This window comes from Bacillus sp. IBL03825, assembly GCF_024712505.1.
In the GTDB taxonomy this organism is placed as follows: Bacteria; Bacillota; Bacilli; order Bacillales; family Bacillaceae_G; genus Bacillus_A; species Bacillus_A wiedmannii.
In genome coordinates this window covers 424,258-446,377 of sequence record NZ_JAMXKE010000001.1, presented here as the reverse complement: position 1 = coordinate 446,377, position 22,120 = coordinate 424,258, and the positions used below count along the sequence as shown (strand labels likewise).

Here is a 22,120-nt window from a genome sequence, read left to right as displayed (position 1 = left end):
AAACCAAGCAAATGAAATTTGCTTGGTTTTTTACTTTAATTCATTATTTTCATATGTTCAAATGGATAATAAATCGCCGCTAATTCTCCCAATACATCTTCTCTATCAATAAGTCCCAAACCATTTCTACTATCTCTGCTTATTAAGCGATTATCCCCCATAACAAAAATCTTATTTTTAGGAATTGTAATTGGTCCAAAGTCCTCTGTTAAATTCATAAGTTTTTTTTCAGCTTGTTTTTTATTACTATACAAATACGCTTCCTGTATCACTTCATGATTCACATATAATTGATCATTTCTCACCTCAATGACATCACCAGGCAAACCAATAACCCTTTTCACATAAAAATTATCCGTCTTCACAACAATAATATCTTCTCGCCCATAACTTTCAAATTGCTTTGCTAACTTATTAACAATCAGCTTATCCCCATCTTGTAACGTTGGCTTCATGGATGCTCCTTTTACAGTCGTAGGAAAAAACAAAAAGATTTTTGCCAAAAACACCAACAAACATGCAATTGCAATTGTTCCAAAGAATTCACGCAAACGTTTTTTCTTTTGCATCATTCCACCATCTCATCATCTTTTTACTTTTATTATAAGGACTTCAACTGTATAATTTCCACAAAATTCTGAATTGCAAAATCGTAATATTAAAAACTTTTAAATAATAATATTCAAAAATATATTATCTACATATAATATATCTTACACTTATTATTTTATATTTATATTTACTTAAGAGGACTTTTTCTATGAAAGTTATGCTTAAAAATGAAAATACCGGCCAAATTAAACAAGCAAAAATTGGTTTTAGTTGGACTGTATTTTTCTTTGGTTTCTTCCCTGCTATATTCCATGGAGATTGGAAATGATTTTTAATTATTTTAATCGCTAGCATGTTTACGTTCGGATTCTCTAACCTAGTCTTCTGCTTTATTTACAACAAGCTTTACATCAATGATTTATTAGCTCAAGGTTATAAAGCAGCTGATAAATATAGCCTTTCTGCTCTACAACAAAAAAACATCGTAGCATCGTAGCATAGTAACAAAAAAAGATACTCTCAAAATAGTCTATCCACTATTTTTGAGAGTATCTTTTTATATTCCCACATATACAATACACATTTGAGCCGCTACATATGTAAACCAAATCCAAAGTGGTTCATACTTTAATTTGCGCCCTCCAATATCTGTCACGCCTATAACAAAATCAGAAATCACAAATAGTAAACCACCAAAAGCCGGTATCCACCATATTCCTGTATTCTCATAGTATAGGGCGAATGCAAAGCAAGCCATTCCTCCAACCCACAATCCGTAAATTAGAGCTCCTATCGTAAACAATTTATCTTGTTTATCATTTCGTATAAAAAAGAACCATCCTATAATTAGAAAGAGTCCGTATACGAGTAAACCAATCCAAAAACCATTCCATGAGATGCCTGTTTGCAAAAATGCTTTTACATAAAAACAATGCGCAAGCGCGAAAGTAATCATCCCTCCAATTAATCGATGACCAATTGGAATCAAACCTGCCATAAATAAATCTCCTACAGTTGATAACGTCATACCTAGTGCAACCCACGTACTATACGCTACTGATGGATCTTGTAACCATATCCAAATTGCACTTGCTGTTAAAGAAAAGCTAAGAATAAGACGTACTGCTAAAGGTAACGGCATATTATTTCTTGTCTTTTTTGTCTGTCCTATTGCATACATTGCACCAATTAAAAAAAGAATGATTTGCCCAATTAACACCATGTAAAGTAGATTCATAACATGTTCTCCTCAATAAATGCTTTTTGTATCTTTTTTCGTTACACCTAGTCTATTATCCTTTTTCTATATAAAAAAAGAAGAACAGTACTGTTCTTCCATTGTAATCGTTTTCCTGTTATCTATGCTACTTGTTTTGCGTTCGCCCTTTTCTGCTTAGCTGTCGTCCGATTCACCACGATAATTCCCGCGGCTACACATGCCAAACCGAATAATACAAATGAATGAATTGCTTCTCCTAAAATCATGCTCGATAATAACACACCAAATACAGGTATAAAGAACATGTACATTGATACTTTTCCAACCTTGTTATACTTCATAATTGTATTCCAAATGCAAAAGCCTGCTGCGGATAAGAAAGATAAATAGATAAGCATAAATATTGCATGTACACTAAATGTAAATGGCATTACTCCAACTTGCAGAGCTCCTATACATAATAGCCCGATAGAACCAAAAATCATTTGGTATGCTGTCATATAACCAACATCTAATGTTTTGCTACCTTCTTTCGCCAATATGTTTCCATATGAATACAACATTGCTGCACTAAGAAGTAATAAGCTACCAATTCCGAAATGGAATGACAAACTACCATCACTCGGTACATTTACTAAAATGACACCACAAAAGCCGATAGAGACCCCAATTATTTTTCTCATATTGAGCGCATCATCTTTATATAAAAAGTGCGCAAGTAAAATTTGAAAGAATGATGATGTTCCTGAAATGATAGCTCCTTCAATGCCAGAACTATAACTCATTCCAATATAAAAACATATATATTGAAGAAATGTTTGAAATAAACCAATTTGTACTAACTGCTTCCCCGTTCCTTTTTTGAAGCTCATATCTTTTCCTAACACTTTAAAGAATAATAAGAGCATGACTCCAGATAAAAAGAAACGATAACCAGCAAATAATATTTGCTCCCCAACTTCTTGTGGCTGAATTCCAAGTTCAGCGTAACTTAATTTAATAAATGGGAATGCGCTCCCCCACAAAAAAGTCGCTACTATTGCAGCAATTAGTACGCCAATCGGATGGGTAAAAAATTTCTCTGTCTTCACTTGTTGTCTTCCTTTCCGATCTTTTTATGAACAATATTCATATATACCAAAGGAAGTGTGAAAACACAAGTTTTCAGTTTATACGCAAACAAAACATATCATCTAACGAAAAAATATGCTATACTATAGAATAATTACAATATAATAACTATTAAAATCAGGTTCAACAGAAATGCTGCTATCCATTATGGATGGCAGCTTTCGTCGTTTTATAGGGGTTTCGATTTTGATTCTTTTTCTCAATAAGAATTTGGAAGGAGCGAGTAGTAATGAACTCAGAAGTAAAAACATTACAAGTACAAAAATCTATTTCTCATCCCTCTTTATGGGATACATTAAAGAAACATCATGAACTTATATTTGCAATCGCATCTGGTATTTTCATTTTAGCTGGTTGGTTATTCACAAAGAACGATGCAATGAATGTAGGCATTACTTGCTATATCCTTGCTTATATAGTTGGTGGATATGCAAAAGCGAAAGAAGGTATTGAAGATACCATTGAAGAGAAAGAGCTAAATGTCGAAATGCTCATGCTCTTTGCTGCTATCGGTGCTGCAATCATTGGCTACTGGGCAGAAGGTGCAATTTTAATCTTTATCTTCGCACTAAGCGGTGCGATGGAATCTTATACATTGAGTAAAAGTCAAAAAGAAATTTCAGCGCTTCTTGATTTACAACCTGAAGAAGCATTACGTATTTCAAATGGAATCGAAGAACGTGTTCCTGTTGGACGATTACAAATTAAAGACATTATTTTAATTAAGCCAGGTGAGCGCGTTCCTGCTGACGGTACGATTCATAACGGTGAAACAAATATCGATGAAGCAGCAATTACTGGAGAACCTATTCCAAATGAAAAAAAACATGGCGATGAAGTATTTGCCGGTACTGTAAATTTACGCGGTGCTATCGAAGTTAAAATTACGAAGCCGAGCGATCAAACATTATTCCAAAAGATTATCCGTCTCGTCCAAAGTGCACAAAGTGAAAAATCACCATCACAACTATTCATCGAAAAATTCGAAGGAACATACGTAAAAGGTGTACTACTCGTTGTTGCGCTTATGATGTTCGTTCCCCATTTTTTACTGGACTGGAGCTGGAATGAAACGTTTTATCGCGCTATGATCTTACTTGTAGTCGCATCTCCTTGTGCACTCGTTGCTGCCATTACACCAGCAACGTTATCTGCAATTTCTAACGGAGCAAGAAATGGAATTCTCTTTAAAGGTGGCATACATTTAGAACGCCTCGCTTCAGTAAAAGCGATCGCCTTTGATAAAACAGGAACATTAACAGAAGGAAAACCTACCGTAACAGATGTATATGTTCGAGAAAGTATGACAGAAAAAGAAGTACTTTCTATTACAGCATCAATTGAAAGTCACTCTACACACCCTTTAGCTGAATCTATCGTTAAATATGCACAACATGCGTATGACATTGCATTAACAAAACCAGAAAATGTTGAAGATGTAACTGGTTTTGGACTCAAAGGAATATTTGAAAACAAAGCTTATAAAATAGGTAAAGCTGATTTAATCGGTGAAGAAACAAAGACATTTCATAATGGTATTTCTGCCTCCCTTGAAAAAGAAGGTAAAACTGTCGTTTATATTAGTGATGAGAAAGGCATTCTTGGACTTATCGCTTTAAAAGATACGCTTCGCCAAGAAACAATAGCTGCTATTCGTGAATTACAAAGCATTGGTGTCGAAGCAATTATGATTACTGGAGATAATGAAGAAACGGCAAAAGCAATTGCCTCTGAAAGTAATATAAAGGAATATTACGCATCATGCTTACCAGAAACAAAAGTTGAAACGATTAAAAAGCTAAAAGAAAAATATGGGACAGTAGCAATGGTCGGAGATGGTATAAATGATGCTCCTGCACTCGCTACTGCCAGCATTGGTGTAGCAATGGGTGAAGGAACAGACGTAGCTTTAGAGACTGCAGACGTTGTACTTATGAAGAACGAATTATCCCGCCTTTCCCAAGCAATCCGTTTATCAAAACGAATGAACCGTATTGTAAAACAAAACGTAATCTTTTCACTAGCTGTAATTGCAATGCTGATTTGTTCAAACTTCTTACAATTTTTAGCTCTTCCATTCGGTGTTATTGGGCATGAAGGAAGTACGATTCTTGTCATTTTAAATGGCTTACGATTATTAAAAGGAAACAAATAAAAACGGGCCCCTCATAGAGGACCCGTTTTTTTAATGGTAGCTATTATGCCCGTTCGCACTACTACTCGTTTTATGCTTTGGATGCGAACTGCTCTTTTGTTTATTGTTATTTTTGTTGTTGTGGTTCTTTTTATTATTACTCATGAAATATCCCCCCTGTTCCCTATTATTATGGAACAAGAGGTCATTTTTCATTACGGGAATTATTGTCACCCGTCCTATAATGATGGAGTAAACCATTAATTTCACCGCCAAGTAAAATTACCCATCCAGTTAAGTAAAACCATAACATTAAAATAATGATACCACCGAGACCACCATATGTATTGGCGTAATTCGCAAACTTATCTACATAATAAGCAAATGAGTACGATACCACAATCCATCCTACAGTAGCAAATGTTGCTCCTGAAATGACTTCTCTTCTTTTTAACTTTCGATCTGGTGCAAATGTATATAAGAAACTAAACAAGGCAAATAGTACGAAGAAACTCGCTACTAAGCGTGTAATGCTCCATACGAAAGAGAAACTATCTGATAAACCGAGTGCTTTAAACACGGCTGCTCCAATAACTTGTCCGAATACCGGGACAATTAAAGCAAAGACAATCATAAAAATGATAGCTAATGTAAACACAATTGATAACGCTCTTGTTGTAATAAAAGAACGTGTTTCTTTCACGTCATAGGCGCGGTTAAAAGCATTCATAACCGCATTAACACCATTTGAGGCAAACCATAACATGGATAATAAACCAAATGATAATAAACCACCATTTTGCTGATTTACAACTTTATCTACATTTACCTCAATTAAGTTCATTGCATCATCTGGTACATAAACCTCTAATAAACTAAGCACATCCTCTGTTTGAATGGGAATAAATCCAAGAAGCGTAATTAAGAAAACGAGCCCAGGAAAAATTGCAAGCAAGAAGAAATAAGCGAGCTGTGCTGCCAAGCCCGCTACATCATCGCGCATCGTTCGGTCATATAAGTCTTTACCAAACGAATAAGTACGATGTCTCCTCACCTTTTCTAAAATTTTTCTCATATATGTTTAAACGCTTTTCTTCTCTTCTTTATCTTGCTTCAACTCAATGTACGCTTCAGTTTTTTTTTCCTCTACATTTGAGTCTTTCATAAATAGTTCACGCGCTTCTTTCATACCGCCATCTTCAGCAACTACTGGCTCTTCTTCTGCTTTCAGCTCATCTACCTTTGAAGATACAGCTTGAATTTCAATCGTTTCTGGCTTCTCTGCTGGCTCAACCTTTTTCTTACTAAAAATTTCTTTCGTTTCTTTTAACGTCTCTACAACAGACGGCGTCAATTTTTTAATTTCTGCTACTTTCGCTTTTACTACATTGAAGTCAGCGAGTTCGCGTCCTTTATCTGTAACAGTTTGCACTTTTTCTTTTATCTTCGCATTTTCACCGATTTCAATCATCTTTGTTTTTGCTTTTTCCGCAGTATTTTTTACTTTTTCACGGTTTTCCTTCTTCAACATAGATACAGCTACACCTGCAGCTACACCAATCGCAATGTTTCGAGCAATATTATTTTTCTTTGCCATATTCCTTCACCCTTTCATTTCTTATATTAGAAAGTATTTCTTTCTAAGCTTCCTCATATTCCTTGTTCATTTCGAATGAAAGCTAATAGCTTTGCACACCCTTCTGTTACAAGGTCATATACTTCTTGGAAATTCCCTGTATAGTAAGGGTCGGGAACGTCTGTCCAGCCACCGTCTGGAACAAAATCGGACAGTCTACCAATATAGCCTCCAGTTTTACCTAAACTTTTTAAATCTGCTATATTCTTGTTGTCCATGGCAATAATATAATCAAACTTTGTTAAGTCTTCTTTTTCTACTTGCCTTGCTTTAATTCCTTCAAAAGTGACTGCATTTTCTTTTAAAATTTTTTGTGTTCCTTTATGTGGCGGATGGCCAACATGCCAATCTCCAGTTCCTGCAGAATCAATGACAATTTTCTCCTCGAGTCCCTCTTTTACGACAAGATCTCGAAAAATCGCTTCTGCCATCGGTGAACGGCAAATGTTCCCAAGACAAACAAACAATACTTGAACCATATATTTGTTTCTTCCCTTCTTGGTGCATTTCTTAATATATACTTATAGTATAAACAACCAATTATTAATTATAAAGGAAATCCCTACTAATTTAATAGGATTGAAAAGATTCATTAACGAAAATGATAAAAAATGTTAAGATATCCTTATGTTATTTTAAAGGGGGACACTTCGGTGGATTTATCCGTAAAGTCAGAAGAAAACGTTGAATATATGGTCGAAGCTATTAAAGAAAAATTACGTATGGTTAATGCTGGAGCGATGAGAGCTGCTAGCTTTAATGAAGAAATGTACGAAGACTTACGTGACATTTATGAGCATGTTATGAAACGTGAAACATTCAGCATCAGTGAAATGCAAGCTATTACAGAAGAATTAGGTACATTAATTAAAAAGTAAAAAAAGCCTCGTTATATGAGGCTTCTTTTTATTTCCAACAAATTCATGACAACTCTTCTCTTCCCTTCAACTAACTGTAAAATATTGTACAATAGAAGTAGAACCTCACCTTAGATTTTTTCTCCATACATACTACTCACAAATAATAGCAACACTACCATTGCTAACTGTTTTTACTGGAGGTGCTTACTTATGAGCAATTGGTACAGTAAGACGAAAGATCAAACATTAATCGACCTAGAAACAAACGAACAACACGGTTTAACAGATGAAATTGTAAGTGAACGTTTAAAGCAATACGGCTCCAATGAATTAGCTACAAAACAAAAACGCACGTTATGGCAGCGTATTTTCGCCCAAATTAATGACGTCCTCGTATATGTCCTTATTATTGCTGCCCTTATTTCTGCCTTTGTAGGTGAATGGGCTGATGCAAGTATTATCGCGCTCGTTGTAGTTTTAAACGCTGTTATCGGTGTCGTCCAAGAATCAAAAGCAGAACAAGCTTTAGAGGCATTGAAAAAGATGGCGACACCTAAAGCTATCGTCAAGCGAAATGGTGAACTAAAAGAAATCCCATCTGAACAAGTCGTTCCAGGTGATATTGTCATGCTGGATGCAGGACGTTATATCCCATGTGATTTACGGCTTATCGAAACCGCAAATTTGAAAGTTGAAGAATCTGCTCTAACTGGTGAATCTGTCCCTGTTGATAAAGATGCAATCTACCATCCTTCTATGCAAAGTGATGAGCAAGTACCACTGGGTGATCAAAAAAACATGGCCTTTATGTCAACGCTAGTAACATACGGACGCGGAGTCGGTGTCGCTGTTGAAACTGGAATGAACTCACAAATTGGTAAGATCGCTACCCTCTTACATGAAGCAGACGATGATATGACACCACTTCAAAAGAGCTTAGCACAAGTCGGAAAGTATTTAGGCTTTGTCGCTGTATCTATTTGCGTCATTATGTTTATCATCGGTTTTTTACAGGGACGAGATACGTTAGAAATGTTTATGACTGCTATTAGTTTAGCCGTTGCAGCTATTCCAGAAGGCTTGCCAGCTATCGTTTCCATCGTTCTTGCAATTGGTGTGCAGCGAATGATTAAACAAAATGTTATCATTCGTAAACTACCAGCTGTTGAAGCTCTCGGTTCTGTCACAATTATTTGTTCAGATAAAACAGGTACGTTAACGCAAAATAAAATGACCGTTACTCACTTTTATAGTGATAACACATACGACCACTTAGAAAACTTAAATGTAAATAATGATGTACAACGTCTATTGTTAGAAAATATGGTGCTATGCAACGATGCTTCTTACGGTTCCGACTCACAAACAGGGGACCCTACAGAAATCGCCCTTCTTGTTGCCGGAAACACTTTTAATATGCAAAAAGATCATTTAGAAAAGATACATGAACGCGTTAACGAACTGCCTTTCGATTCGGATCGTAAAATGATGTCAACCGTTCATACATACGATGAAAGCTACTGTAGCATGACGAAAGGTGCCATTGATAAACTCTTACCTCGATGTACCCACATATTTAAAAACGGTAAGATCGAGGTTCTAACAGATGCTGATAAAAATCAAATATTAGAAACTGCCGGGTCAATGTCTCAAGAGGCTTTAAGAGTACTTTCATTCGCATTTAAACAATACAATTCAAACGATGTGGATATAGATCATCTTGAAGAAAACCTCATCTTTATTGGTCTTGTCGGTATGATCGATCCACCGCGAACTGAAGTAAAAGATTCCATTACAGAATGTAAAAAAGCAGGTATTCGCACAGTTATGATTACTGGTGATCATAAAGATACCGCCTTTGCAATTGCCAAAGAACTTGGTATTGCCAAAGAAATATCTGAAATTATGATTGGAACTGAATTAGATAACATTCCAGATACAGAACTAGCAAATAAAATTAATCACTTAAATGTATTCGCCAGAGTCTCTCCAGAGCATAAAGTAAAAATCGTAAAAGCATTACGTGCAAAAGGAAATATCGTTTCTATGACTGGTGATGGTGTCAATGATGCTCCATCTTTAAAGCAGGCTGATGTTGGCGTAGCGATGGGCATTACAGGAACAGACGTTGCAAAAGGAGCAGCGGATGTAGTGTTAACAGATGATAATTTCTCATCTATCGTGAAAGCTGTTGAGGAAGGTAGAAATATTTATCGTAACATAAAAAAATCAATTCTCTTCCTACTCTCTTGTAACTTTGGAGAAATTATCGCTTTATTTTTAGCGATTTTACTCGGCTGGGCAACACCACTACGCCCTATTCACATTTTGTGGGTCAATTTGATTACAGATACACTACCTGCATTATCACTTGGGGTTGATCCTGAAGATCCAGATGTGATGAAAGAAAAACCACGACATGCGAAAGAAAGCTTATTTAGTGGTAGCGTTCCTTTTCTTATTTTCAATGGGGCTGTCATTGGACTTTTAACGCTAACAGCCTTTATCATCGGGGCAAAATTCTATACCGGAGATACAAATTTATTTCCTCTTTTCCCAGAGAAAATTGATGAAGATGCTCTATTACACGCTCAAACAATGGCATTTGTCGTTCTTAGTTTTTCTCAGCTCGTTCATTCATTTAACTTGCGTTCAAGAACGAAATCCATTTTTTCAATTGGGATTTTTACAAATAAATATTTAGTCTTCTCCCTTCTTATCGGTGTTCTTATGCAAGTTTGTATTATCTCCATCCCACCTCTTGCAAATATATTCGGTGTACATGCATTAACGATGCGAGATTGGGGATTTGTTCTCTTATTAAGTATTATTCCACTTGTTGTGAATGAGATCATTAAATTAGTAAAGAGAAACTAAAAGGCAATGAGGATTATTCCTCATTGCCTTTTCACCTATTTCACTATTTGTGGGAGATGTCCCCGCCGATTAAAGTTTCACTTTATCCTTGTAATTCTTTTTTTATGTTCTCTGTTAACGTAGCCATACGCTTGCGGCTTTCCTCACGCTCACGTTTATTTTGCTCTTCAATTTGTTGTGTTTCTTGCATACCTCTTGAAATAATGTTCCAAGTTTCCTCAAGTGTTTCCATCTTAATACTAGAAGAACCTGATAATCTCGCTACTTCCACACTTTGCGTTGCGATATTTTGTGCATTCTTCTTAAGTAATTCATTTGTGCGGCGATCAAGTTCAGCCATAGAATCTGCAACAAGCTTTTGACGTTTCGCATTTACCGCTTGAATAATACCATTTTTAAAGATAGGAATCGTTGTAATAAATGCTGTATTGATTTTACCAATTAATTTATTATTACCACGTTGAACCATACGAATTTGTGGTGCTGTAAGTAGCGCAACCATACGTGCTTTTTCTAAATCATCAATACGCTGCTCTAAAATTTCAACAGAGTTTTTCAGTGATTCTAATTCAATACCTGCTAATTGGTCATTGTTACGCACACGTTCTTCGTACATTGGAACCAACTCTGTATTTAAACGCTCTAATAACATTTCCCCTGCTACTACATACTTTTCTAAGTCTAAATAATATTTTAAATTTTGCTCATATAAACCATCTAACGTACCGATTGATTTTTTCATTTCATCTTGATACTTTGTAATTTCTACGTATACTTTATCCATTTCGCGACCCATTGTTTGGTACTTACTAAAGATTTGTTCAATCATTTTATCAGCTTTTTTGAACATACGTGAGAAGAAACCGCTTTTCTCTTCCGCAAAGTCTTTGCTATCGAATCTATCCATAATTTTACCAAGCTGTTTTAATAATTCTCCAGAGTCTTCTATTTTTGATAAAGACATTGTATGTAAAATTTGATCAGCGAAACGTGAAATTTCCATAGATGGTTCTTTTCCAAGTTCAATTAATTCTAATTGATCTTTAATATCTACCGAATTATAAATACGTTGCACATCTGCATCTTGTCTAAGTTGTAAGCGAACATCTTGTGCTGTTTGCTCATTTAATTCTGTTTTCGAATCTAGTACGACTGGGTTATTCATATGGTATTCTCCCTTTCCTTATAAAAATGGACGAAATAGTCCTTTTATTGTTTGTGATAAATTTTTATAGGCTGATGAACTATGAAACTCAAGATCGAAATTAACTTCTTCAAGCCAATGCGAATCAAATGCTGCTGCATCAATATACGGTTCAATATCATTTCGTCCCGTTGGATTGAAGTGGAATACATCTACTCCTATTTGATTTAAAAATAGTAATAAAACAGCATCCGAACGGCTTAATTCTCCGCTCTTCTCATTATTAAATATAACAATTTTAGGTACTTCTTGCGAGTAATCAAATTTCTCAAGTTGCTCTAAAATGTTCGGTGGTATTTGAGAAAGCTGTGCGAAAACATACAGTGCTACATCTTGTTTCGTCTCTTTCGCAATGGGTTTACACATTTCACTTTCGCACGTATGGATGATCGCCTCTGCAATACCATGTTGCAATCCTTCTGGCAAACGTTTATGTGGCCACCAATGACTGTTCATAATTAAATCAGGGTGTAATTTCCCCCCGCGGTCTAACGCATCTCGGTAATGATATTGGAAATTCGCTTTTTGTTCTTTCGTAAACGGGAATGTATTAATTAATAAACTGTTATCAAACGATGTAACAGCCTTTAATCGCTGAAAATATTCTTTATCATTTTTTGAGACACCTGATATTTTCGCAAATAAAGAAGGGATATAAATGTGTTTATTTTCAACAAAGAATGTTGGACGCACAAATGCCTTTTCTTTCGTAATTAAAAAGAGTTCATCATACGTTGTTTTGAGCGTACGAGCTACAGGCGTATAGGAACGAAATTGCCATGGCTTGTACAGCAGTGAGTTATCGTGGTGAAGTACTTGTTCAATTTCTTTTGAAGCCTGATACGCTACTGTCGCAACTCGCTCACGGCGGCGATCTGGAAATGGTTCAAGAGAAATCCGACTTGGATAAGACACAACAAAACTTCTTCCTTCCTCATCAACATTCTCAAATCCATCTTTTCCTTCTGGGTGATAATAAAGTACATCGCAACCGAGCATAATAAGAAAGTATAAGAAATATATACGGCTTTCCTGTGCATCACCGTACCAAATGATGCGTGGCATTTGTTTCTTATAATTAATCGTAGAGAACCACTTCGCTACGTAATTGTCACTTAACTTAATCATATCGATTAAGAAACGACGGAATCCTTCTGTTTTTAATGATTGGTTATGTTGTTTTTCATACAATTTCAATACAGAAATAAACGTCGTATGTATATAATGCTGTAAGTCAGGATTGTCTACTTGTGGTAATAGTTGTTTTCCAGACAGATGGGCGACAAGCCTATTTACTGTAAGGCCATTCGGTGCTTCTTGATGTAATGTAAAAACCTCTTGGATATGGCGCAGTTTTTCGGGATCAATCACCTTATTTAAATTTTGTTCATGCAAAACCACAATCCCTTTTACTTCACTATAATCAAATAGCTCATTGAAATATTCATCTACATCATTAGGAACACCAAGAATACGAGTTGCTATATAACTAAACTTCATCTCATTCTCTGTCAGTTCATATTGTGGGCGTTTTTCTAAAAGCGCTTCAAATTGCTTTAAATCTGATTCGTCTTTTAATGCACATGGTTGAAGTGTAAAACGTGAAAACACAACAGTTCACCTCCAAAAACATTTACTTTTTTTTATAAAGTCTCTCTTCTATTATAAACTATTTTTAGTTATAAAAAATGGGCGCTCGCATAACGAGCAAACCCATTTCAATTATTTATGATTATTTTTAGTAGCTGCAACTTCTTCTTTAGCTTGTCCAGAATTCTTCATGTAGTGAAGTATAAACGTTGCTCCAAATGCTACAACTAAAATAATAAAGAATAGCGTATGGCTTACTTCAATATGAATAACAGACAATAACATTTTTGCTGCAATAATTAAGATTAAAATATATGCTGTCGTTTCAAGTTCTGGAATACGCTCTAACAATTTTAAGAATACGCCAGCGATACCGCGCATCATTAAAATACCAAGCATTCCGCCTAATAATAGAATCCAAACTTGATTTGATACACCAAATGCAGCAAGTACGCTATCTACAGAGAACGCGATATCCATTAATTCCACCATCGCAACTGTTCCCCAAAAGACACCAAACATTCTGAAGAGAATACTGTTTTGGTTCATACCATGAGCTTCCTCTTCTTCTGCGTTACCTTTTCTTTTATCAATGAAGTATTTAACCGAAAGCCAAGCTAAGTAAAGTGCACCTAACACTTTTACCCACGCTAATTTAATTAAGAACATTCCAATTCCAATCGCAATAAAACGGAATACATAAGCTCCAATAAGTCCATAGAATAATGCTTTTTTACGCTTTTCTTCCGGAAGGTGTTTTACCATTACCGCTAATACAAGTGCGTTATCAGCAGATAACAACCCTTCAAGTACAACAAGTGTACCTATTAATCCCCAAGATACTGGATCTTGCAACACTCTAATCCACATGTCCAAGTCGAAAAACTGAGCATACGTATCAAGGATTCCTTGCAAAATACTCATCTTACCTTTATCCCCTATTCTTTGCTAGATTTATAGAAAGGTCAAAAAAAGGAAACGAATATCGTTTCCCTTCTTATGCATCCAAGCCATACGCTCTTACAAGCGCACCTAATCCACCTTGGAAACCGCTTCCTACTGCATTAAACTTCCACTGTCCATTATGACGGTATAATTCACAAAAGACAACTGCTGTTTCGATGGAGAAATCTTCCCCTAAATCAAAACGAAGAACTTCTTCATTCGTTTCTTCATTTGCTAAACGAACGAATGCGTTTCCAACTTGTCCAAAGTTTTGATTACGGCCTTCTCCATCATAAATTGTAACTGTAATAGCAATTCTGTGCACATCTGCCGGAACTTTCTTCAAGTCTACAACAAGTTGTTCATCATCGCCTTCACCTTCACCTGTGCGGTTATCTCCTGTATGTAGAACAGATTCACAAGGAGACTGTAAATTATTATAGAAAATAAAATCAGTTTCCTTCGTACATTTTCCATTCGCATCTAATAGGAATGCTGATGCATCTAAATCGAAATCTGATCCACCGTCATAAGATTTAATATCCCATCCAAGACCAATTACTGCTTTTGTTAAGCCAGGGCTTGTCTTACCTAAATCAATCTTCTGTCCTTTTTGCAATTGAATAACCATTTACATTCACCTCTATATTTTATATCTTAAAAAATATACCCATCAGTAAACATATGTTTCACCGATGGATATATAAAATCTATTACTCTACATCTAAACCGAAATTATTACATAGAGACGCTAATCCGCCCTGGAACCCACTTCCGATTGCATTGAACTTCCAGTCACCTGCATGACGGTATAATTCCCCTACTACAACAGCTGTTTCAATAGAGAAATCTTCTCCTAAATCGTAACGAATTAACTCTGCATTCTTTTCTTCATCTAAAATACGTACGAAAGAGTTAGAAACTTGTCCGAAGTTTTGGCTACGACCTTCTCCATCGTAAATTGTGATTGAGAAACAAATACGCTCGATATGTGCAGGTACATTTTTTAAATCTACTTTAATCGATTCGTCATCGCCTTCACCTTCGCCAGTTCGGTTATCTCCTAAATGCTCGACAGCACCATTCGCACCTTTTGGATTATTATAGAAGACGAAATCCTCTGCACCTGAAACTTTACCGTTAGCACCTACTAAGAAAATACTAACATCTAAATCGAAATCGTTTTGTCCGTCATAACGATTCGTATCCCAACCAAGTCCTACAAGAACTTTTGAAAGACCTGGATTTGTTTTTGTTAAGTCTACCTTTTGTCCTTTTTTCAATGAAATTGATGCCATATTCAATTCCTCCTCGGTTTATTTTATTGATAACGTGATACAATCTCACTTAAGTTTTTATCTTGTGTGCCTTCTCCAACAGCTGAAAACTTCCATTCACTTCCGTGGCGATACATTTCACCTGCAATTAGAGTCGTTTTGCCAGCATAATTATCCGATAAATTATAGCGTGCTAATTCTTCACCAGTTTGCGGGTTTTGAATACGAATATATGCATTACGAATCATCCCGAAATCTTGACGACGATTTACACAGTCATAAATATTTACAACGAATACTAAACGATTAATACGGCTCGGAACTTTATGTAATTCTACGAAAATTGTTTCGTCGTCACCAGCGCCTTCACCTGTTAAATTATCTCCTGAATGAATAATACTACCACAAGTAGAAAGTTTGTTTCCGAAGTAAACTAAATCGTTTTTGTTTAAAAAGCGATCCCCTTCTAACATAACAACAGATGCATCACAATCTACACTTGGTTTACTTCCAAATAATGAAGACAGAAACCCACCTGATTGTCCAATTGGATCCCAGCCTAAGCCAACCTGTAGTTTTGCTACTTTTGGTTGTCCTTTCGTTAAATCGATCTTTTGACCTTTTTCTAAAATAATAGGCATGAAGTTTCTTCCTTTCTACAAAGCATTTTCCAAATCGGAAAATATTGTATTCTTCCCTTATATTGTAGCATTATTTACCTAGTGATAAAAAGGATAAATTCTCAGTTATATGAAAACATTCATATAACTTATTTATGCTAATGTAAGAAGTGGTAAATAGCACCAACCATTCCTGCACAATTTCCGTTTTGTGCAAGTTCAATCTCACAATTATTATAAATCTCTTTATTTAAATATTTTTCTACTTCTCTTTTTACTTCTTTTAAGAACTGATTTCCCCTACCAGTAATTCCTCCACCTATAACAATCATTTCTGGATTAAAAATATAAGCAAGGTTACTAATTCCAATCGCTAAATGTTTAAAGAAAACCTCAACTGCTTGCGTAACTTCTCTATCTCCTTTATCATACAGTTCGAAAATCGTTTTTCCATTCCAATCACTTTCACCTTTATATTTTCGCACAAGACGAATTAACCCTGAAATGGAAGCGACCTCTTCAAACTGCTTTCCTTCTATTAACATATTTCCCCATTCACCAGCACTAAAAGAATGTCCTCTGTATAACTCTCCATCTATAAATATCGCTCCTCCAATACCAGTTCCAAGAGTAAGCATAATAAAATTTCTTTTTCCGTTTCCAATACCTTTCCACTTCTCACCCAAAGCTGCACAATTCACATCATTTTCAACGGATACAGGAACTTGTAATCCCCCTTGCAATCTATCAATAATAGGAATAGTCGCGTAGTTCGGAATATGCTCCGCCCCTCCCGTTACAACCCCTTTATGAATATTAACAATTCCCGCAGTACTAATGCCAATTCCCGAAATCGTATGTTCATTCATTAATTTTCGGGATAGAAGAATAAGTTTTTGAATGATTTGTTCCCCACCCAAATGAATTTCTGTTGGAACTGTTTTATGCTTTAGTACTGTCCCTGTTTCTGAAACAATTCCATATTTAATTTGTGTACCACCAATATCAAATGCAATATATTCTTTCATCTGCTGTCACTTCCTCTACTGTAATGAGTGTAAAATTCTCACTGCTCCACTATTTATAAAGTGAAACTTTAATCAGTGGGGTTTTGTTCATCCCCCACCTAAATTCTTTGCTTTCGCTGAATTTTCAGGTGGGGATCTTACTACCCGTCAAATAGCGGGATAAAGAGTTTACATTAACTCTTTTCTCTCTTCAAAAACACACCACCTTTTTCTATATATAGTTTTTTTTGCATAAAACTCTTTTTCCTAAGAAATATTACAAAGGGATGTATTTTAGATGGAATATTAATTTCTTAGGAGGAAAACAATGACGAAAATCTTCATTTTAGCATCAACACTCTCTTTATCTTTTTTTAGCGGTTTAAATATCGGTAATGCAACAACGGAAAACTTCTCTCCAGCAGCAAACGCAATTGTACAAAATAACGATCATTTAGCAGAAGGCAACTCAAAAGATAATAATAAGCCACCAGGAAACAGTGGTTCTCAGGACGATAGTGGTTCTGGTGGCAATGGTTCCGGTGGTAACGGTTCTGATGGCAGTGGTTCTGGTGGTAATGGTTCCGGTGGTAATGGTTCTGGTGGCAACGGTTCTGATGGCAGTGGTTCTGATGGCAGTGGTTCTGGTGGCAATGGCTCCGGCGGTAACGGTTCTGGTGGTAACGGTTCTGATGGCAATGGTTCCGGTGGTAACGGTTCTGGTGGCAACGGTTCTGGCGGTAACAGTTCTGATGGCAACGGTTCTGGTGGCAACGGTTCTGGTGGCAACGGTTCTGGTGGCAATGGTTCTGGTGGCAATGGTTCCGGTGGTAACGGTTCTGGCGGCAATGGTTCTGGTGGTAACGGCTCTGGCGGCAATGGTTCTGGCGGTAACGGTTCTGATGGCAACGGTTCTGGCGGCAGTGGTTCTGGTGGCAATGGCTCCGGCGGTAGCGGTTCTGATGGCAGTGGCTCTGGTGGCAACGGTTCTGGCGGCAGTGGCTCTGGTGGCAGTGGTTCTGGTGGCAATGGCTCCGGCGGCAACGGTTCCGGTGGCAGTGGTTCTGGTGGCAATGGCTCCGGCGGCAACGGTTCCGGTGGTAACGGTTCTGGTGGCAGCGGTTCTGGTGGTAACGGTTCTGGCGGCAACGGTTCTCAAGGTGGTAACCGTGTTAAAGGCGATAGCAGTTCTCAAGGTGGGAATGGCTCACAAGGCGGCAACCGCGTTAAAAGCGATAGCAGTTCTCAAGGTGGCAACGGATCCCAAGGTGGGAATGTAAAAGATAATGTGAAAAAAGAAGGCGATAAGTTACCTAATACGGCAACGCATTATCCTGCATCTATTTTAATGGGACTTTCAACATTCCTAATCGGTATGTTACTATTTATTCGCCGTAAAAACGCAAAATAAAAACACATCCTTCCATCTAAAACATACATGAAACAAATTGCAAAACTAAAAAGGACTTTGGATTGCATTTTATTATGCAGCCCAAAGTCCTTTTTATCATCTATCAAAAAAGCATTAATACGCTTTTCCCCAATACACCATTTGTTTAGCTTCTTTACCACAATAAATACATTGGTCAGCTAAATGCTCTTGCTCAAAAGGCATACAGCGAGAAGATACTCCAACTTCTTCTTTTAGCTTCTCTTCACAAGCTAATTCTCCGCACCACATTGCCTTAATAAATCCTTGCTTTTCATCAGCTACTTTTTTCATCTCTTCGAAATTCGTCGCACTATACGTATTCTCATCGCGGAATACTTTTGCCTTATTAAATAAAGAATTATGAATTTCCTCAAGTAGTGCTGGAATACGTTTTTCCAATTGATTCATTGATATAAATTCTTTTTCTTTCGTATCTCTTCTAACAAGTACAACTTGATTCTTTTCAATATCTTTAGGACCAACTTCTAATCGAATTGGAATGCCCTTCATTTCATACTCATTAAATTTCCAGCCTGGTGTTTTATTACTAGCATCTATTTTTACTCGTGCAACCTTTTGAATATGTTCTTGTAACTCTGTTGCTTTCGCTAAAACTCCTTCTTTATGCTGAGCAATCGGCACAATAACAACTTGTACTGGTGCGACTTTAGGAGGCATTACAAGACCATTATTATCGCTATGAACCATAATAAGTCCACCTATCATTCTTGTTGATACACCCCAAGATGTTTGGTGTACATATTGCCACTTACCGTTGCGATCTAAAAATTTAATATCAAATGCTTCAGAGAAATTCGTTCCAAAGTTATGGGATGTTCCTGTTTGAAGTGCTTTCCCATCATGCATTAAACTTTCGATCGTATAAGTTGCCTTTGCTCCTGCAAACTTTTCTTTTTCTGTTTTTTGCCCTTTAATTACTGGTATCGCTAAGTAATCTTCACAGAAAGAAGCATATAGATTTAAAATATGTAACGTTTCAGCTTGCGATTCTTCTGCTGTTTCATGAATTGTATGACCCTCTTGCCATAAGAATTCCGTTGTACGAAGGAATGGTCTCGTTGTTTTCTCCCAACGAACTACTGAACACCACTGATTATATAACTTTGGCAAATCATTATAGGATTGCACAATTTTTGAAAAATGCTCACAAAATAAAGTTTCAGATGTAGGGCGTACACAAAGTCTCTCCGCTAACTTTTCATCCCCACCATGTGTCACCCATGCTACTTCAGGAGCAAATCCTTCTACATGATCCTTCTCTTTTTGCAATAAACTTTCTGGAATAAACATTGGCATATACACATTTTCATGACCAGTTGCTTTTAACTTCTCATCCATAACTTTCTGCATATTTTCCCATAAGGCATAACCGTACGGGCGTAGAATCATACATCCTTTTACACTTGAATAATCAACAAGTTCTGCTTTTTTTACAATATCTGTGTACCACTGTGCAAAGTCCTCTTCCATCTTCGTAATCGCTTGTACTTGTTCTTTTGCCATAGTCAGTCTTCCTCCTTTTGAAAATACAAAAAAGCCCGTGTCCCTAAATAGGGACCGAGCTTTGCCGGCGTTACCACCCTGATTCATGCACAAAAATTGCGCATGCTCTCTTTTTGATAACGGGAAATTCCCGCTGCATATGCAGAACGCAAAGGTAGGTTCCATATCGCCTTTTTAAGAATCTTTCAGCCTGACGGATTCTCTCTCTGCTAAAAAGATTGAACATGTACTAGTCCTTTTTCATCGTTATAACGAAATAAATTTGTTGATTATCATAATATAAATTCTTTTTTAAAACAATAGCTAATTTTCTCATCTTTATATATTCTTTTCATTTTCTGCAGTTTTATACGTAGCTTTTTCGCGAGATTTTTACAAGTTGATGTGCAATCATACCGATAAGTGTACCAAGTAGAACGAAGAAACCAATAAATCCATATCCCATTCCTTCCCATCCACCAATCACCATCATTGTAACGGGAAAAGATGCTAAACACAGAAGTATTAAACTAAGTGCAAATATAATATCGAACTGTTTGTTTGGAAACCGTTTCTTTAGTAAATACGAAATAGCAAATACAAGGATAATCGTAATTCCGCCAATGATGTAAAAGATACTAAATCCATCTAGCCACTCCATAGTATTCCCTCCTTCCATTCATTCCCTTATACTTAATTACATGTTTAATTTTTCTGAAAATAAATAATAAATTTTTACCTAGAAATATATTTTTATTACTAGGTATTAATAGTAATATATAAGAATAGGTTTTATATAATCAGGAGGGAACTTTATGGATAAAGCATTAACAAATCACGTCATTATTTTATCTTTCGATTGCTTATCAGCTTTAGATTTTCCTATATTACAAAAACTTCCTAATTTCCAAACATTAATAAATAAGGGCGCGATTGCGAGAAAAGTGGAACCTATTTATCCTTCTGTAACATATCCAAGTCACTCAACAATCGTTACTGGAAACTACCCTAATAAACATGGTGTAGTTAGCAATACGTTACTTCAACCTGGACGCGAGTCACCAGATTGGCATTGGTACCGAAAATCCATTAAAGGAACAACGTTATACGATGAAGCACGTAAAGCAAATTTAACGACAGCTGCCCTTCTATGGCCTGTTACCGGCAGAGCAAATATTGATTACAATTTACCAGAAATCTTTCCAAATAGACCGTGGCAAAATCAAATCTTAGTTTCATTATTTAGCGGTAGCCCGCTATATCAATTAGATTTAAATCAGCGCTTCGGCCATATACGAAATGGGCTGTCACAACCTGAACTCGATGATTTCGTACTTGCTTCTGCTGTGCATACAATCCAGACGAAGAAGCCTAATGTCATGTTTGTACATTTCACCGATTTAGACACTCAAAGACACTATCACGGCTTTGAATCTAACGAAACAATAGCTGCTATCTATAGACATGATGAACGGCTAGGAAAAATTATTCAAGCTTTAAAAGACAGTGACCTATACGAAGAAAGTACAATTATCGCTCTCGGTGATCATAGCGCCTTAAGTGAAAACAAAGCCATTCAATTAAATGTACTATTTCATCAAAAAGGGCTTATATCTATAAATTCAAAAGGAAAATTAGTAGACTGGAAGGTCTATTGCCAAAGTTGCGACGGCTCTGCCTATGTATATGTGAAGGACAAAAATGATACGGATACAATTCAAAAAGTACAACTACTACTTGAAGAGTTACTTCAAAATAAACAAAACGGTATTGAATTTATGCTTCATGATGAAGCTGCAAAAGACTGCGGTGCAGATGGTAATTGTTTATTTATGTTGGAAGCACAAGAAGGATATTATTTCACTGAAAACTATACAGGCGATTTTATAAAAGAAATTACTGAAAAAGATGTTACGCCTAGTAAAAAATATACATTTGGTACGCATGGATACTCTCCAACAAAACCTAACTATGAAACAATTTTTATCGCTGCTGGGAAAGGGATAAAAAGCGGCGTTACCATTCCGTATATGAGACTTATTGATGAAGGTCCAACTATCGCTAGACTACTCGGTTTACACTTAGGTGAAACAGACGGATCAATTGTAGAGGATTTACTTCAATTGTAAAGAA

The 22,120-nt window shown here is 36.3% G+C and carries 20 protein-coding genes, 1 pseudogene and 1 other annotated feature; of the genes and pseudogenes, 6 read left to right on the top strand and 15 right to left on the bottom strand.

Annotated elements, in window-relative coordinates; all coding sequences use genetic code 11:
* Positions 1-35: 35 nt before the first annotated feature.
* A complete protein-coding gene (gene lepB / locus NHG49_RS02320) occupies positions 36-572 on the bottom strand; it encodes a signal peptidase I (RefSeq protein ID WP_064477244.1) in 537 nt (178 codons plus the stop codon).
* 188 nt (positions 573-760) lie between these two features.
* Between lepB and NHG49_RS02315 the strand changes: the two are divergent.
* Positions 761-1,048: pseudogene (locus tag NHG49_RS02315) on the top strand (hypothetical protein).
* A 60-nt stretch (positions 1,049-1,108) separates the two neighbouring features.
* Here NHG49_RS02315 and NHG49_RS02310 read toward each other — a convergent pair.
* Together NHG49_RS02310 and NHG49_RS02305 are read right to left on the bottom strand one after the other, a co-directional pair.
* Positions 1,109-1,789, bottom strand: coding sequence for a lysoplasmalogenase (locus tag NHG49_RS02310; protein WP_064477243.1), 681 nt, complete (start codon positions 1,787-1,789; stop codon positions 1,109-1,111).
* A gap of 122 nt (positions 1,790-1,911) precedes the next feature.
* Positions 1,912-2,862, bottom strand: a complete 951-nt coding sequence (locus NHG49_RS02305; protein WP_064477242.1) for a DMT family transporter — start codon at positions 2,860-2,862, stop codon at positions 1,912-1,914.
* Positions 2,863-3,131: 269 nt separating this feature from the next.
* Here NHG49_RS02305 and NHG49_RS02300 point away from each other — a divergent pair, with 269 nt between their 5' ends.
* Positions 3,132-5,057: a heavy metal translocating P-type ATPase gene (locus NHG49_RS02300; protein WP_258125481.1), complete on the top strand. Its 1,926-nt coding sequence runs from the start codon at positions 3,132-3,134 to the stop codon at positions 5,055-5,057.
* Between the two features lie 184 nt (positions 5,058-5,241).
* Here the strand turns inward: NHG49_RS02300 and NHG49_RS02295 are convergent, their stop codons facing one another.
* Genes NHG49_RS02295 through NHG49_RS02285 form a run of 3 tightly spaced genes read right to left on the bottom strand, consistent with a single transcriptional unit; the run spans position 5,242 to position 7,151 of the window.
* The gene (locus tag NHG49_RS02295) at positions 5,242-6,111 is read right to left on the bottom strand and encodes a YihY/virulence factor BrkB family protein (protein ID WP_001226522.1); all 870 of its coding nucleotides are present in this window, start codon (positions 6,109-6,111) and stop codon (positions 5,242-5,244) included.
* A 6-nt stretch (positions 6,112-6,117) separates the two neighbouring features.
* Positions 6,118-6,633, bottom strand: coding sequence for a DUF4075 domain-containing protein (locus NHG49_RS02290; protein WP_016133535.1), 516 nt, complete (start codon positions 6,631-6,633; stop codon positions 6,118-6,120).
* Positions 6,634-6,686: 53 nt separating this feature from the next.
* Complete coding sequence (locus NHG49_RS02285; RefSeq protein ID WP_000250910.1) at positions 6,687-7,151, bottom strand: low molecular weight protein-tyrosine-phosphatase; 465 nt, start codon at positions 7,149-7,151, stop codon at positions 6,687-6,689.
* 174 nt (positions 7,152-7,325) lie between these two features.
* Here NHG49_RS02285 and NHG49_RS02280 point away from each other — a divergent pair, with 174 nt between their 5' ends.
* Both NHG49_RS02280 and NHG49_RS02275 read left to right on the top strand, forming a co-directional pair.
* Entirely contained in the window at positions 7,326-7,550 is a 225-nt protein-coding gene (locus NHG49_RS02280) for a DUF1128 domain-containing protein (RefSeq protein WP_000366197.1), read from the top strand.
* A gap of 192 nt (positions 7,551-7,742) precedes the next feature.
* Positions 7,743-10,409 carry a cation-translocating P-type ATPase gene (locus NHG49_RS02275; protein ID WP_064477240.1) on the top strand — a complete coding sequence of 889 codons (2,667 nt, stop codon included), beginning with the start codon at positions 7,743-7,745 and terminating at the stop codon, positions 10,407-10,409.
* Positions 10,410-10,491: 82 nt separating this feature from the next.
* On the opposite strand, the gene NHG49_RS02270 is transcribed toward NHG49_RS02275, so the two are convergent.
* The 7 genes from NHG49_RS02270 to NHG49_RS02240 all read right to left on the bottom strand — a co-directional run bounded on the left by NHG49_RS02270 (position 10,492) and on the right by NHG49_RS02240 (position 17,073).
* A complete protein-coding gene (locus tag NHG49_RS02270; RefSeq protein WP_001064414.1) occupies positions 10,492-11,574 on the bottom strand; it encodes a toxic anion resistance protein in 1,083 nt (360 codons plus the stop codon).
* Positions 11,575-11,592: 18 nt separating this feature from the next.
* Positions 11,593-13,224, bottom strand: a complete 1,632-nt coding sequence (locus NHG49_RS02265; protein WP_064477239.1) for a YceG family protein — start codon at positions 13,222-13,224, stop codon at positions 11,593-11,595.
* A 111-nt stretch (positions 13,225-13,335) separates the two neighbouring features.
* Positions 13,336-14,127: a TerC family protein gene (locus NHG49_RS02260; protein ID WP_064477238.1), complete on the bottom strand. Its 792-nt coding sequence runs from the start codon at positions 14,125-14,127 to the stop codon at positions 13,336-13,338.
* Positions 14,128-14,200: 73 nt separating this feature from the next.
* The gene (locus NHG49_RS02255; protein ID WP_048559725.1) at positions 14,201-14,779 is read right to left on the bottom strand and encodes a TerD family protein; all 579 of its coding nucleotides are present in this window, start codon (positions 14,777-14,779) and stop codon (positions 14,201-14,203) included.
* An 82-nt stretch (positions 14,780-14,861) separates the two neighbouring features.
* A complete protein-coding gene (locus NHG49_RS02250; protein WP_000146727.1) occupies positions 14,862-15,446 on the bottom strand; it encodes a TerD family protein in 585 nt (194 codons plus the stop codon).
* 23 nt (positions 15,447-15,469) lie between these two features.
* Positions 15,470-16,066, bottom strand: a complete 597-nt coding sequence (locus NHG49_RS02245) for a TerD family protein (protein WP_064477237.1) — start codon at positions 16,064-16,066, stop codon at positions 15,470-15,472.
* Positions 16,067-16,203: 137 nt separating this feature from the next.
* The gene (locus NHG49_RS02240) at positions 16,204-17,073 is read right to left on the bottom strand and encodes an ROK family protein (protein WP_064477236.1); all 870 of its coding nucleotides are present in this window, start codon (positions 17,071-17,073) and stop codon (positions 16,204-16,206) included.
* A 307-nt stretch (positions 17,074-17,380) separates the two neighbouring features.
* Here NHG49_RS02240 and NHG49_RS02235 point away from each other — a divergent pair, with 307 nt between their 5' ends.
* Positions 17,381-18,463 (top strand): cell wall anchor protein, encoded by a 1,083-nt coding sequence (locus NHG49_RS02235; protein ID WP_258125479.1) that lies wholly within the window; start codon positions 17,381-17,383, stop codon positions 18,461-18,463.
* Positions 18,464-18,577: 114 nt separating this feature from the next.
* Here NHG49_RS02235 and proS read toward each other — a convergent pair whose 3' ends face one another.
* Positions 18,578-20,008: a proline--tRNA ligase gene (proS, locus tag NHG49_RS02230; protein WP_098110756.1), complete on the bottom strand. Its 1,431-nt coding sequence runs from the start codon at positions 20,006-20,008 to the stop codon at positions 18,578-18,580.
* 46 nt (positions 20,009-20,054) lie between these two features.
* Positions 20,055-20,261: a binding site (T-box leader), on the bottom strand.
* 93 nt (positions 20,262-20,354) lie between these two features.
* Positions 20,355-20,648 (bottom strand): YesK-like family protein, encoded by a 294-nt coding sequence (locus tag NHG49_RS02225; protein ID WP_064477233.1) that lies wholly within the window; start codon positions 20,646-20,648, stop codon positions 20,355-20,357.
* Positions 20,649-20,802: 154 nt separating this feature from the next.
* Here NHG49_RS02225 and NHG49_RS02220 point away from each other — a divergent pair, with 154 nt between their 5' ends.
* The gene (locus tag NHG49_RS02220) at positions 20,803-22,116 is read left to right on the top strand and encodes an alkaline phosphatase family protein (protein ID WP_098110757.1); all 1,314 of its coding nucleotides are present in this window, start codon (positions 20,803-20,805) and stop codon (positions 22,114-22,116) included.
* Positions 22,117-22,120 lie beyond the last annotated feature (4 nt).